This window comes from Paenibacillus paludis (genome assembly GCF_042610515.1).
Lineage (GTDB): Bacteria > Bacillota > Bacilli > Paenibacillales > Paenibacillaceae > Paenibacillus_AQ.
The window spans coordinates 24399-38393 of the sequence record NZ_JBGJZP010000001.1 but is presented as its reverse complement, the minus strand read 5'-3'; the positions used below and the strand labels follow the sequence as shown (position 1 = coordinate 38393).

Sequence of the window (13995 nt, the reverse complement as noted above, 5' to 3'; positions counted from 1 at the left end):
TTCACTTTTATTGGAATGTAATAAAAAAGCCCGTTTTCTACACGGGCGAAAGGTCAATTCATTGGATTTTGGTGTCTTTTTGTTTGTTGGCGGTATTGTCCCGGAGCGAATCCGACACTTTTCTTAAACCATTTGGCGAAGTATTTGACGTCTCCAATCCCGATCTTCTCCGCTACTTCCTCCATACGGTAGTCTGTCATTGCCAGCAGATTCTGTGCCCGTTCCAGCTTTTTCTGGGAAAGAAAATCAATCAGGCTGCTGCCTGTTGCTTCTTTGAATACGGTGCTGAAGTAACTGCGGCTTATACCGATCCGGTCGGCGATTTCGCCGACTCGGGGATCGAGATGCAGATGGTGGTTGATATAGTCAATGGCGCTGAGAATATCCTCCTTATGCTGGCGGCTAACCAGACGGGTCTCGCGCTCGATTGCCCGCAGGCGCAACAGACGCAGCACGCCCTCTATCCATCGTACCCCGCCCTCAACCGGCCCCTCCAGTCTCCATCCCAATCCGGGATTACGTGAACTCTTCAGATGCAGCAGTTCATGCTCCGCCGTATCCCGTTCCGCCCAGTGGCAGGCCAGCAGCGCAGTACCGTCTGGACACGGTAAGAACGCACGTCCTGGTGACCCGGATGCAAATGCCTCACCAATCTTTAGAAAAGCTTTTGGCTCCGGTTCCGGGCCTATTGGGGAGGGGACTTCATTGCGGTATTCCTTCCGTTTGTCATCAGACATCGAAAAACTGGAATTGTTAGCGCTTCCATTATCATACAAATGAAAGATGCAGCCGCCTCGGGTCATCCAGCTCCAATCTCCATTCAGCTTGGCTACCAGCCTCTCGTCTGCACTGATATCCTGTACCCGAAGCCACTCCATTACAATTTGCATCTCGTCCTCAGATGCTGCCATGGAGGACTGATTCTGCAGATGAAGCTCGCATTCACGCCGGATTTTATCGAGGCATCGCTCCATTTCCTCGTCGCCCATGCTGGTTTTTACAATATAGTCGGAGATACCGAGCTGGATCCCCTGCTGTGCGTAAGCAAAGTCGCGGTGACAGCTCAGAAACAGGATTTTGACATGGGGATATCTGTGTCTAATTTTATGAGCCAGCTCGATTCCGTCCATCTCGGGCATCACGATGTCGGTAATGACAATGTCGGGTTCATGATTGAGCACCTTCTCCCAGCCCAGGATGCCGTTAGGTGCATCGCCGACGACTGCCATGCCATGTCTGTCCCAGTCCACTGTCATCCTCAGCCCTTTTCTCACAAGCTGTTCATCATCAACGATAAGCACCTTCAGGGGTAAATCTCTCCGTAATTCTTTGGCCATCGTATGATCACCTTACTTCCGTGGTTTCGTTCGGACTCTATCGTAAAATCGCAGTTTTCGCCAAAATGCATGTTAAAGCGCTCTCTGACATTCCGCATGCCAAGTCCTCCTTTTTTGCCCGGAATGACTTGGCCGTTCCTCACATAGAGCAAATGCTCCGGCTTGATACCGATCCCGTTGTCAGTTAACTCCGCCTTAATTTCGCCTGATCCGGAGACGAGTGACAGCCTAATTTCACCTGCTCCGTCTGTAAAGCCGTGAAAAAAGATGTTCTCCAGTAGCGGCTGGAACACCATCCGCGGCACCAGGCAGGACATCAGCTCCGGCTCGGCCTCCAGCTTGAAACTAAAGGCATCATCGTACCGGAGCCGCTGGATTTCGATAAAATGAAGCACTAAAGCCAGTTCCTCCTCAAGCGGCACCAGTGTTTTAGTCACTGCAAAAGTGCTCTCCAGGACGGCAACCAGATGCTCAATCATTTTCTGAATATCGCGGCGCCCGGCCAACCTCGCCTTCCACTGAATGCTGTTCAGTGTGTTAAATAGCAGGTGGGGGTTGATCTGGTAGTGAAGCGCCCGCAGTTCCGCTTCGCTCTTCAGCTTTTCGCTCCGGCTGATCTCACGCACCAGATCCTGGATTTGTCCGGTCATCCGGTTGAAGGATTGGCTTAAATAGCCCAGCTCATCGCTGGTGAGCACCGGGGTCTGGATGAACAGCTCCCCTTGTCCGAATCTTCGCATCGAATGGGTCAGCTTTTGAATGGGCCGCGTAAGCCGAAGCGAGAAGAAATGGGCCATCGCGATGGCGAAGAGCAGCGTGCAGCCCGCAACAATCAGCGTATAGTTCAGGATCACGCCCGAGGAGCGATAGAACTCAGCATGCGGCATTCTGGCCTCAACAGTCCAGCCCTCCCGCTCCATAACGCCGGACCAGACAATATCGTCCTCCGAACTACTGTATTTCTCCGAGCTTTGCAGCAGTACGCTTCCGTCCGCTGCCCGTATTTGCAGGTGAGCATTCATATTATGCTGAAACGCCCGAAGCAGATTCACCACAGAATCCGCCTTCGTATCGATTAGAATCCGGCTGCCTGGCGGGAGTCCGAAGTGATCCTTGACCGGCACAACCAGGCTGATGACCATGTTGTCATTTACAAAGCTGTAATAGTAATCCGGCCGGTGGATGATAACTTGTCTTCCGCCATTCCCGGCAACTTGGCGCCAGAAGGAGGAATCCGTAAGCCTTGCCTGATCAAGTCCGCCGCTTCCGATAAATTTCCCCGAAGGCATCACAACCGAAACACTTACAATATTGACCGTTTCAAAAGATATAAGATAGCGCTGGAGCGCCTGTTCCTCCTTATATCGGCTATAGTTCAGCGTTCCGCCATCTTCGATGACCATGGGTGTAGAGATCAAATAATTCAGTAGATTGCCCGTAATATTGTCCATCTGCGCGATGCTGGTATCCAAATGGAGCTTAAGCTCCTCAATGGCGTTCATTCCGTAGCTCCCGAACTGTGAATTCACGATCTGCGACGATTTATGATTAGAGAAATAACCCATTACGGCCAACGGAAGCAGCGCAATGACTGTGAAGAACATCAGCAGCTTGGCGTACATGCTTCGGCCTATTGATAATGCCTGCGGTTTGCCTTTGTTCCGGGGGTGTGAAGCTTTCGTTTTCATTCCGTTCCCTCCACAGCATCGACTGGCCTTACCAAAGCGTAAAAAGGGCAACCGGATCTACGTGATCCGGTCCCCCTTGCCTATTTCCGCAAATCCGGTTAATCCCGGTTTATTCGTCTTCTTTGAACACCGGTGCAATATTCAGCTCAAACTGGAACTCCTTCTCATCCAGCCTGTAGGGAGCCAGCAGCGCGGGACCGCAGGAATTGGAGCCTACGCCGCTCATTTGATAATCCAGATGAACAATTGTCTCCGGCCTGCGGGTCAGATCGTATTGATGCGAGGTTTGGGTCAGATCCTCCGGTGTATAATGCGAAGCATTGAAGGAGAATGGACGGTCACTCCGGAATCTCAGTCCCATGCCGAGCTCATTCGAGACAATAACCCATTCCGTTTCATTGTGGGAACCGTTCTCCTGCGGCATGATATAATCCACAAACTGCTCATCGACGGTAGTCAGGTATTTTCCTATTTTAGTGCTATGTCCCTTGTCGATGTAGCTTTCATGGGGACCCCTGCCGAAATATTCGATCTCCTCATTCCCTTCCGGCATCACAGCGCACAGCCCGAACCGGGGCAAGAATGGAATACCGTCTCTGGTCGTTACGTTAGTACGGAGATAAAGCTCTCCTGTTGCGTCCACCTTCCAGCGGAACGTTCCCCGTAAGAACGGCGGACGTAAATAGCCTCCCATCGAGAAGAACGCTTCCAGCTCTACGGCTTCACCGTCCTGCCGGATCGTGTCCACGCGGTAAATATGGGTTACAGCCCGTTCGTACCCCTCCTGCATCCATTCGTGCTTCACGAACCGGTCATTATCCGCCGGGGCGCGCCATACCGCAAAAGAAAGCGGCGCAAGCAGCATCTCCACTCCATTCTTGACCAGGCTGTCAAACATACCGGTGCCAAGATTAAAGCCATATTCAAAATCAAATCCCGTGATGACAAGCCGGTCGTCCCGGCGCTCCACCTGGAGAGGTGACCGGGCCTCGGGTTGGAACAGCTCACGCTGCGGAGCCGGCAGTTCAAACTGGCCGAAGGAAATTTCATGGCCGGGTGATGCCCACCAGGTTTCTTTCGCCGTCCTGCACGACAGAGTAACAAAGTACCTTCCCGGCTCCTCCGGCATCGCGAAACCAGCTTCGATTGTCTGCGATCCGTGAGGGCCGGCCGACAAACCGCTGATTTCACCTTGACTTACCGTTTCACCGTCCTTTTCCAATTTCCACAGAACTCTCACATGAGATAGATCCCTGAAATCATAGCGGTTGTGAATTTCTATGAGCCCCGATCCGATTTCTTTGGCTTCAAATACAACGGGTGCAATCACCTGCTTGAGTTCCAGCAGTCCGGAATGCGGCTTCCGGTCGGGGGCAACCAGACCGTCAATGCAGAAGTTGCCGTCATTAGGCTGATCGCCGAAATCTCCCCCATAAGCATAATAAGGCCGTCCGTGTTTCATAATCTTGATGCCATGATCCACCCATTCCCAGACACATCCACCCATCAGCTTCGGATACCGGTTGATCACATCCCAGTAATCCTGCAAATCACCGGGCCCGTTACCCATGGCATGGCTGTATTCACACAGAAACATCGGTTTGGTCGTATCCGGATCGGACGCGTACGCTGCAATCGCCCCGCTGGAGGCATACATCCGGCTCTCCATGTCGAGCACCTCCGTATCCGGGCTGCCGCCGTGGCGGGGATCCGAACCCTCGTAGTGAATAGGACGTGAAGCGTCCCTTGCTTTGGTCCAGCGGGCCATTGCCATATGGTTCTCTCCATAACCGGATTCGTTGCCCATGGACCAAATGATGATACATGGGTGGTTCTTATCCCGCTCCACCATCCGGGTTGCCCGCTCGACAAAAGTTTTCTCCCACTCGGGGTTGCGCGTGAACCAGTTGAAGTCCCCTGCAGGAAGCGCGCCATGACATTCCAGATCGGCTTCTCCGATCACATAGAAGCCGTATTCGTCGCAGAGCTCCAGAAAACGGGAGTCGTTCGGGTAATGCGAGGTTCGAATGGTATTGATATTATGCTGTTTCATCAGCCGCAAATCTTTGATCATATGATTGACCGGAATCGTCTGTCCAAGCTCCGGGTGGGAGTCATGTCGATTGACACCCTTAAGCTTTACCGCTTGACCGTTGATCGTGAACACGCCATCCTGAATGGATATTTCGCGTAAGCCTACGGGAAAATGCAGCACTTCATCGCCTGCGAACAAGTATAAATGGTATAAATGCGGGTTCTCTGCATTCCACAGCACGGGATTCTGAACATGCAGCTTCAACGTACCTTGGCCTTCGATCACGGCCTGCGTCCGCTCTACCTCAGCACCGTCTGCATCCTGCAGAACAGCTTCAACTTCAAGCCTGCCTGTTGTCTCCACCTCGCAGTTTAGCTCCGCACTATCGAAGCTTGCGGACAGAGATGTGCGGTTGAATACATCGGAGATATGAGCGGAATCCCTGGCAAGCAGGTAGACGTCCCGGAAAATACCAGAGAATCTCCAAAGATCCTGATCCTCCACATAACTTCCGTCGCACCATTTCAGCACCATGACGGCCATCCGGTTCACACCAGGACGGACATAAGGCGATATATCGAATTCGGCCGGCATCCGGCTTCCTTGGCTGTAGCCAACAAATTGTCCGTTCACCCACAGGTAGAAGCAGGAATTGACTCCTTCAAATACCGCCACCTTCTCCTTGCCGTTCCAATTATCCGGCAGTGTGAACTCCCTGACATAAAGTCCGGCAGGATTATCATTGGGCACGAAGGGCGGGTCAAACGGAAAGGGATAGTTGATGTTCGTGTAATGCAGTTGATCATAACCGTTAACTTGCCAGCAGGACGGAACCACCAGATCATCCCAACGGCTGATGTCATGGTCAGGGGCCACACAATCTTCCTTGACCTCTCTGACGCTGGCGTGATATTTGAACTTCCAGCGGCCGTTCAGCGTCTGATAATACGGGGAACGCCCCCGCTTTCTGCGGCGCGCGTCTGCAGCTGACGCGTATGGGATATAGTAAGCTCTGGATGCTTTCCTGTTAATCTGCAGCGTCTCGGTATCTTCCCAGTAATTCGGAATAAATGACATGACCATCCTCCTGAATATTGTAATAGGCCTTACCACTCAGCAATGCTGCCGTCCCGATGCCGCCATACCGGATTTCTCCAACGGTGGCCCGACTCCGCCATCTTCCGCACATACTCCTCGTTCACCGTAATGCCAAGACCCGGTCCGGAGGGAATATTGACATGACCGTCACTGTAGGCAAAAACTGTAGGATCGGTGATATAATCCAGCAGGTCATTTCCTTGATTATAATGGATGCCGAGGCTTTGTTCCTGAATGACCGCATTATAAGACGTCGCATCTACCTGAAGACAGGCGGCAAGAGCAATCGGCCCAAGCGGACAGTGCGGAGCGACCGCAACATCGAACGCCTCGGCCATGGCGAATATTTTCTTGCATTCCGTGATGCCTCCCGCATGGGACAGGTCGGGCTGAATAATATCGACCACCCCATCCTTCAGCAGATTTTTAAAATCCCAGCGTGAGAACATGCGCTCACCCGTCGCGATCGGAGTGCTGGTATGATGTGCGATTTCCCGCAGTACTTCGTTGTTTTCCGGCAGCACCGGCTCTTCAATGAACATCAGACGGTACGGATCCAGCTCTCTGGCCAGTCCCCTTGCCATCGGTTTGTGAAGCCGCCCGTGAAAATCGACAGCGATCCCGAATTCCGGTCCACAGGCCTCCCGAATGGCGGCGACCCGCTCAACGATTGCATACACCTTGTCATGTGTATCAATGAACTGCATCTCTTCCGAGGCGTTCATCTTAATCGCCGTGAAACCGGCGGCCTTCTTCTCCAGAGCAGATTTGACGACATCGATGGGGCGGTCTCCGCCTATCCAGGAGTAAACCCGCATTGAATTGCGGCAAGCGCCGCCGAGCAGCTGGTACACGGGCGCATTGTAGATTTTCCCTTTAATATCCCACAACGCCTGATCGATCCCGGCTATCGCGCTCATCAAAATAGCCCCGCCACGATAAAATCCTCCCCGGTACATCAACTGCCATAGGTCTTCAATCCGCTGAGGATCCTGTCCGATCAAAAGATCCATCAGCTCTTCCACTGCGGTCTGAACAGTGTGAGCCTTACCTTCGACCACCGGCTCTCCCCAGCCGGATATGCCCTCATCGGTTTCAATCTTTAGAAACAGCCAGCGGGGAGGAACGATAAAGGTCTCAAATCCGGTTATTTTCATCGATTATTTAGCTCCTTTTGTGTTGTTCATTCTAGCCTTGCTGACTTCTTTCGCAAATTGGCGGGCCGTCTCTGTTATCTTCCCATAGTCGCCCCGTTCCACCACTTTCCGGTCTACGAGAGCGCTTCCTAAACCGACGGCAACAGATCCGGCGGCAATGAAGGATCCGACATTCGCAAGTGTCACCCCTCCTGTCGGCATCATCCGGATATGACCAAGGGGCCCCTGCAGTTCCTTTATGTAGGAGGCGCCCAGCGAACCGCCGGGGAACACCTTTAGCAGGTCTGCACCAGCTTCGTGCCCTCTGACAGCTTCGGTCGGCGTCATTACGCCTGGGATGGAGATTCGCCCGTACTTTAAGGTCAGATCCACAATTGCCTCATTCAAATTTGGCGAAAAAATAAAATCGGCTCCCGCCGCGATAGCCTGCTCGGCCTGCGTCAACTTCAGCACCGTACCTGCTCCCACCAGCAGGCGATCTCCATATTTCGCCTTCATGTCCGCGATCAACCTGTTCACTTCCGGCGTATCGGCTGTAATCTCCAGCGCCCCGACACCGCCATCTGCCAGTGCCGCGGCAATTTTATCCACCCTTTCAGGCTCAGGTCTGCGAATAACAGCGACCAGTCCGGAAGTTATCAACCGCTCAATCTGAATTTTTTTGTCCATTTCTTTCCTCCTCCTTTGGATTGCCCTCACTTACCGGATAATATCCTCCATGTCGGATCCCCCTGCCAGGAGAAGATCTACATCCTGCCGTGTCGGAAGACCTTCCACATCGCCGCTTACCCCGACAACAATGGAACCTACCGCGTTGCCGCGTCGGACCGCTGAGGGCAGGTCCTCCCCTTGCAGCAATCCGCTTATAAATCCGGCGGCAAAACCGTCTCCGGCCCCCATCGGATCAATGAGCCGTTTCACCGGAAACCCTGGCTCATTTCCCGCGATTCGTCCGTTACTGTAATAAGCCCCGTTGGCGCCGAGCTTGATTACGACAGCACCGGCGCCGGATTTCAGCAGACGATCTGCGATGTCTGCAGGCGTACAGCATCCTGTCAGAAACTGTCCCTCCTCAATACCGGGCAGCACGTAGTCGGCAAGTGCCGCCATTTCATTAAGCACAACGCAGGCTTCCTCTCTGTTCCAAAGCTTCCAGCGGATATTGGGATCAAACACAATGGCCGCACCGTGTTTTTTTGCCGCTTCGAGGGCTCGAAAGGTTAATTTCCTGCACTCCGGGCTAAGCGCCGGAGTAATGCCGGTAACATGCAGGATGCGGGCTTTTCCAACATAAGCCTCATTAAGCTCATCCTCGTGCATCAGGCTGGCAGCCGATTGTTTGCGGTAGTAGTACACCTGTATTTTGTCCGGGGATATTTGTTCTTTGAAAAACACTCCCGTCGGCGCTTCGTCTGTAATCCTGACTTCGGAAGTATCGACGCCATGTCCTCTTACGACCTGCCTAATATAGCGTCCAAATGGATCATTTCCGAGCTTGCTGAACCAGCCCACGGTATGTCCCATACGGGCAAGCCCAACTGCCACATTGGTCTCGGCTCCTGCAACATGCTTGTGAAAGCCGTTCACATACTCCAGGGGAACCATCCGGTCCGGTGCCAGAAGTACCATGGTTTCCCCAAAGGTTACTACCTCCATTGCCCCTCCTCCTTCTGCTTCATCACTGATAGAGTTTCCACATAAAGATCATATCTTTAATCTTGAACGAAATTAAATCACTTACTTTTTTGCCTTATTACACAAAAAAACCGTGCGATCCATTGTTTTTTAGCGTTAAATGTAATTACCTTTACGATAATGATACGATCTTTATGCTACAATCATATTATCTTGTTGTTTGCTAGTCAATACTAAATCAATACTTAGACATATCTGCTTATCCTCAAGAAGCTCCTATGCTAAAATGAATTCATTCCAAGTGATAAGGACGGCTAAACATGAAACAGATCAAACAGACCGCGTTTCAGGCTACAATAGAGCTTATGAAACAGAAAATCCTCGATGGGGAATGGGCTCCGGGGGATCGGCTTCCTACTCTGCAGCAGCTAGCTGCTGATTTTTCCGTTAGCGTTACTACAGTACGCGAGGCGCTGCGGATATTAGAGAGTCAGGGGAATGTCAGCATTGAGCACGGACGTGGGATGTATGTACGAAACGATCCGCTGCTGTTGGATGATCCGGCGGTAGCCTTAGAGGAATTGGAAAACATTTCGATAGTGGATCTGCTGGAAGCAAGACTGCTCATTGAGCCTGAACTTGCCGCTCTGGCCGCGCAGCGGGCCGATGACGATCAGATCCGCAGGCTGCGGGTACTGGCAGAGCGAATGGTGCGGCAAATGGAGGAAGGTGGCCCATTCTTCGAGACAGACCTTGCCTTTCATCAGTTAATCGCCGAAGGGGCAGCAAATCCGGTAGTGGCGCGGATGCTGAATTCGATTCTTCCATTGCTGGCCGAAGGGCGCAAGCAGACCAATACGCTGCCCAATATGCGGACGAAAGCTTCCAATTATCATGTTCTGATCGCCATTGCCATCGAGGAACGACAAAGCGAAACAGCACGGCAGCTAATGGAGAGCCATATCCAGAGTATGCTGACAACCCTGAAGAAGTAGATTCACCCAGTGACACTGCAAAACAAGCTGCCGAGAATAATCTCGACAGCTTGTTTAACACGCCTATAAACTCCCTGTAGTAACGGATACCCCATCCGAAGTACTGGTATCCGCATCGGTTTAAACCATCAGGAGGGCTATCTTATCTGCGGGGCATGGTGACGCCGGTTTTAGAGTTGTATTTTTCCATAGCTTCCTTGATGACGTCCTCGCCGCCCTTGGAAAGCCACTCTTCCACAACCTTCGGCCAGTCACCGATGGGTTCCTTGCCATACACCATCTTCACCATATGCGTCAGCAGCACCGGAGGAGCTGTGTCCGAGTTGGGAGCGATGTCCGGATTCTTCACCAGTGCGTCCAGACGCGGGTCGAATTGAATCCCGTCCCGGCCTTCATTAGCCAGAATCGTATCATATACTTTGATCAGGTTTTTGCCTTCTTCCGTCATGTTCAGGACACCCTTGTTATAAGTGGTGTCTTGCACCAGCCACAGGAAAGACTGACGGTAGCGCTCTTCATCTATGGCAGCGGAATCCGTGGGGGCCGTATATACGATTTTGCCGTTCTCTTCCTTGTAGGATTCGCCCTTGATCCCGAAGGTAAAGAAGGTTTCCGCCTCTTCGCTCAGCATCCAGTCAAAGAATTTCACAATATCCGCAGCATTTTTCGTGCCTTCCTTGATAAAGTAGGTGCGCGTAGCGGAGCCGTACAAATAAGAGCCGCCTTTTCCGTCTGGGCCAACTGGCGACGGGATAATCTCCAGCTTGGCGGATGGCGTTGTAGCCTTCAATTGCTGCTCCCACTGCAGCAGCTCGTTGGCATTCATCGTCCACATGCCCGCGTTGCCTGAGAGAATCGCATTCTTGTAGTTGGTCGGGTTGATGGTGGCGAATTCCTTGTTGATTAACCCCTCTTTATACATGGTGTTGTATGTTTCTAACGCCTTCATCATATTTTCGTTATCCATAAACTTCGGCTGAACCTGGCCGTTTACTTCCTCGAACATCGTCAGGTACGGAAAAACATCATAAGCGCCAAAGAAAGCATCGGCATATTTGAAATCCTGGCGTCCCATGTAAGGGTTATCAACACCCAGTTTTTTAAAAGCCCGCAGCACATTCAAGTACTCATCTACTGTTTTTGGAACCTGCAAGCCGGTTTGATCCAGCAGGTCCTTGCGAATCCAAGTCGCGCGACGGGACGGATTGGACAGGAACTCAGGTATTGCGTAGATTTTTCCTTGATAGGTGACGTTTTCCCAGGCTTCCTTCGGGATTACTTTCAACAGGTTCCGACCATGTTGCTCAAGCAGATCATCCAAGGGCATGAACACGCCGGCTTCAACGGAACCGGCCATTTCCTTGCCGTTTACACCGCCCGAGCCTTGAACCACATCCGGAATATCGTTAGTGGCAAACATCTGAACCATTTTCTGCTCGAATTCTTTATGAGGCACCAGCACAATGTCCAGATCGGTGTTTGTCATCTCCTCCAGTTTTTTCACCCATTTATCCTTATTCAGATTAGGTGATTTCTCAACATAGTTAAAAGCCAGTGTCCGCATCGAGATGGAGAATTTAGTTTTCTGCGGCGCATTTGACGCTCCTCCGGCAGTCTCTTCTTTGTCCTTGTCCGCGCAACCTGCAACGGCTGTAGCAGCCAATAAAGCAGTCAGACAGACGCCAATCCATTTTTTCATGATAACCCTCTCCTTGTACAATGGGGTGCCATACGCAAATGAAAATGTGTTTTAGACTAATATGCTTTAGGAATCTCAACCCGGCGGGTAACCCCCTGATTGGTAAAGTAAACATGAACCCCATGGTCCTGATCGTCCATGAAGTATGATACGTAATCCCGGCTTCCAGATTTTTGGGGAATCAGAAGCGTAACGATCCGATGGCTTATAGCCTCTTGGGTGGATGCAGTCAAATGCCAGTGCTCGGGCAGCCCTTCCCATTCCTTCGGATCTACATCGGTAAATTGATTATTTTGGCTAAGCGCCATATCTCCGGAGGAGCTGTAGACAAACCTGCCCTCCATTTGAGCTTTTTGGCCATTTACTTTGAAGGTTTGGTCCTTTAACTTCATGGGATAGAGCGTATGGAACAGCCAATCCAATTTTCCGGGACGCTCCAGATCGACACTATCTGTAATAACAAAATAAGCGTTGTCAAAAAAGTGGATCTCCCGCACATACCGTTTAATATAGGGTACATTCTCCCGGTAGGCTTCCGTTGCATCCATTTGCGTGTAGCTGATCCCAGGTGCAGTGGTCGCTTTCAGCACCTTGCCGTAGGCTGCCATGTTCTTCGACTTGTCCGTGCCGGCATATTGGCCTTTTCCGTCAATAAGAATTACGTTCTTGGAGCGGGTCTGCTTGCGCCACTGCATATGCATTGTACTGTTGAATGCGACGTAATGGCCGCTTTCGATAGCCAGAGGCTCGCCGAAAGCATGCAGCAGGAAGGCGTTCTGATCCCCGTGGCTATGGCTCACAGAACCGTAACGGCTGCTCTTGGCCAGCATCATGACATGTTCCTGCGGAGCTTCCATCCGGTGATGCATGGCGACCCAGCCAACATCCTGAAACCACTTGAGAGGCTCTGCGGCCACCGGTGGTTCTGAAGGAACCTGCGGATAATCCGTGCGGTAAACCATCTCATCGAACCGGAAATCCCACCAGCCGTAGTTATAGAAGATCATCTGGCTATCGGGATTCAATTCCTTTGTCCGTTCATAATACCACTGGTACTGTCCATTTCCCGTTAAACCGGCAAACTGGCGGATATTGAAGCCCGTCTTGAGACTGACCGGATCTCCCAGCGATGATTGATCCCCGAAGCTGGCCCTCAAGGTATCCGGGCTGAAGCAATAGAGCGGAAAGTCGCCGGTTTTGCGGAAGAAGGGACGCTCATAGAAGTTGATGCCCATGTATTTGCGGACCAGATTAAGTGCCTCCGTAACAAAAGCCATTTGAGTGGTCCAATACATCGGGCCTTCGGCCCAGCCGCCATCCTTGCCACCCCATGGAGTATACATGGCGGAGAAGTACTCCAGCGTATAATCAAGCCATTCCTGAACTTCCTCCTCCTCGCCCAACATGGAAATACAGCAGGGAACGAGCACGGAGGATAAAGAACGGATGGCATGGCTGTCATAAGGCACTTGATGAATTCGGGAGCGTTCGATGACGTGGAAGGCGATCTGACCGGTTCTCCGCAGCAGTGCCTGCCGTACCTTAAGACGTTCCTCTTCTGTCAGAGAGCTGTGCAGCCAATCATAGCCCCATGCCAACGCTCCGGCTATGCGAAAGGAGCATTCATCATTGTAGTCCCGGCTGGTGGTACCCTCCGTGTTCCAGCTTGCAGCATGAAGCAGCCACTCTCTCGCTTTGGCAATAAGCGCTTCGTCCTCCAGCACAACCCCTGCTATGGCTAAATGCCGAACAGCATAGAAAACTTCCTGACAGTCCATATACATCTGCCGCCATAGCTTGGCAACACGCTTGTTATCCGGATACGGCGCAGGCTCGGGAATAAGCGCTCGTTCTGTCCAGGGCAGTACGGAATGCTTTAGGAAATCAGCCCAGCCTGTTAACTCAGGGTCTTGGCGGATGGTTTCCCGGTATGATTCAAGTTGTTCCTCCTGAAGCCAAAGCCGCGGATGATTGCCGGAAGCAGCGGTATACCGTTCCGTTCGGGATGGCAGAGGCGTTAACGGCAGCTCATCCGCAACCACGAAAGCTCTTACTTTGCTCCACTCGGAACGGATATCGTTCTCTCCGATAAGAGTGTACCGCCAATAATACATGCCTGGTTCAAGCGCTTTATCCGGAGTAAACAGATTATAGGGAATTTGACTGTAGGTCAGCGTACATTCAGGCTCAAACTCTTTGTTTGAGGAGATCTGCAGCTCATACTTCCCTGCTTCCAGACTTGCGGGCATCCATGTAAACCGCGGCGGGTTCTCTCCAACATCCAAATGTTCATCAGGACCATAAGGCAGGTCGAGCACGCCGCTGGCAGGTTGAAATAAAGGTTCTGACAT

General features: G+C 51.9%; 9 protein-coding genes. 1 reads left to right on the top strand and 8 read right to left on the bottom strand.

The features are described 5' to 3' along the window. Positions 1 to 53: 53 nt before the first annotated feature. The 6 genes from ACAN56_RS00145 to ACAN56_RS00120 all read right to left on the bottom strand — a co-directional run bounded on the left by ACAN56_RS00145 (position 54) and on the right by ACAN56_RS00120 (position 8971). Complete coding sequence (locus ACAN56_RS00145; RefSeq protein ID WP_379139586.1) at positions 54 to 1337, bottom strand: response regulator transcription factor; 1284 nt, start codon at positions 1335 to 1337, stop codon at positions 54 to 56. Continuing rightward, on the bottom strand, positions 1304 to 3025 hold the full coding sequence (locus ACAN56_RS00140; RefSeq protein ID WP_052092085.1) for a cache domain-containing sensor histidine kinase: 1722 nt from the start codon (positions 3023 to 3025) through the stop codon (positions 1304 to 1306). The genes ACAN56_RS00145 and ACAN56_RS00140 overlap by 34 nt, the downstream gene beginning before the upstream one ends. 109 nt (positions 3026 to 3134) lie before the next feature. Further along, positions 3135 to 6137 (bottom strand): glycoside hydrolase family 2 TIM barrel-domain containing protein, encoded by a 3003-nt coding sequence (locus ACAN56_RS00135; RefSeq protein WP_038591999.1) that lies wholly within the window; start codon positions 6135 to 6137, stop codon positions 3135 to 3137. Positions 6138 to 6166: 29 nt separating this feature from the next. After that, a complete protein-coding gene (gene dgoD / locus ACAN56_RS00130; protein ID WP_379139583.1) occupies positions 6167 to 7315 on the bottom strand; it encodes a galactonate dehydratase in 1149 nt (382 codons plus the stop codon). A 3-nt stretch (positions 7316 to 7318) separates the two neighbouring features. Next, on the bottom strand, positions 7319 to 7984 hold the full coding sequence (locus ACAN56_RS00125) for a bifunctional 4-hydroxy-2-oxoglutarate aldolase/2-dehydro-3-deoxy-phosphogluconate aldolase (RefSeq protein WP_379139581.1): 666 nt from the start codon (positions 7982 to 7984) through the stop codon (positions 7319 to 7321). A gap of 30 nt (positions 7985 to 8014) precedes the next feature. After that, positions 8015 to 8971 carry a sugar kinase gene (locus ACAN56_RS00120; protein WP_379139579.1) on the bottom strand — a complete coding sequence of 319 codons (957 nt, stop codon included), beginning with the start codon at positions 8969 to 8971 and terminating at the stop codon, positions 8015 to 8017. Positions 8972 to 9270: 299 nt separating this feature from the next. On the opposite strand from ACAN56_RS00120, the gene ACAN56_RS00115 reads away from it, so the two are divergent. Beyond that, positions 9271 to 9945 carry a FadR/GntR family transcriptional regulator gene (locus tag ACAN56_RS00115; RefSeq protein WP_038591987.1) on the top strand — a complete coding sequence of 225 codons (675 nt, stop codon included), beginning with the start codon at positions 9271 to 9273 and terminating at the stop codon, positions 9943 to 9945. Between the two features lie 142 nt (positions 9946 to 10087). On the opposite strand, the gene ACAN56_RS00110 is transcribed toward ACAN56_RS00115, so the two are convergent. Further along, a complete protein-coding gene (locus ACAN56_RS00110) occupies positions 10088 to 11644 on the bottom strand; it encodes an extracellular solute-binding protein (RefSeq protein ID WP_379139576.1) in 1557 nt (518 codons plus the stop codon). A gap of 56 nt (positions 11645 to 11700) precedes the next feature. Then, a complete protein-coding gene (locus ACAN56_RS00105; RefSeq protein WP_379139574.1) occupies positions 11701 to 13995 on the bottom strand; it encodes a DUF4962 domain-containing protein in 2295 nt (764 codons plus the stop codon).

Excerpts from the sequence above, each read along its gene's own strand:
- ACAN56_RS00145 (WP_379139586.1), bottom strand. The coding sequence starts at position 1,337 with ATGGCCAAAGAATTACGGAGAGATTTACCCCTGAAGGTGCTTATCGTT.
- ACAN56_RS00140 (WP_052092085.1), bottom strand. The coding sequence starts at position 3,025 with ATGAAAACGAAAGCTTCACACCCCCGGAACAAAGGCAAACCGCAGGCA.
- ACAN56_RS00135 (WP_038591999.1), bottom strand. The coding sequence starts at position 6,137 with ATGTCATTTATTCCGAATTACTGGGAAGATACCGAGACGCTGCAGATT.
- dgoD (WP_379139583.1), bottom strand. The coding sequence starts at position 7,315 with ATGAAAATAACCGGATTTGAGACCTTTATCGTTCCTCCCCGCTGGCTG.
- ACAN56_RS00125 (WP_379139581.1), bottom strand. The coding sequence starts at position 7,984 with ATGGACAAAAAAATTCAGATTGAGCGGTTGATAACTTCCGGACTGGTC.
- ACAN56_RS00120 (WP_379139579.1), bottom strand. The coding sequence starts at position 8,971 with ATGGAGGTAGTAACCTTTGGGGAAACCATGGTACTTCTGGCACCGGAC.
- ACAN56_RS00115 (WP_038591987.1), top strand. The coding sequence starts at position 9,271 with ATGAAACAGATCAAACAGACCGCGTTTCAGGCTACAATAGAGCTTATG.
- ACAN56_RS00110 (WP_379139576.1), bottom strand. The coding sequence starts at position 11,644 with ATGAAAAAATGGATTGGCGTCTGTCTGACTGCTTTATTGGCTGCTACA.
- ACAN56_RS00105 (WP_379139574.1), bottom strand. The coding sequence starts at position 13,995 with ATGTCAGAACCTTTATTTCAACCTGCCAGCGGCGTGCTCGACCTGCCT.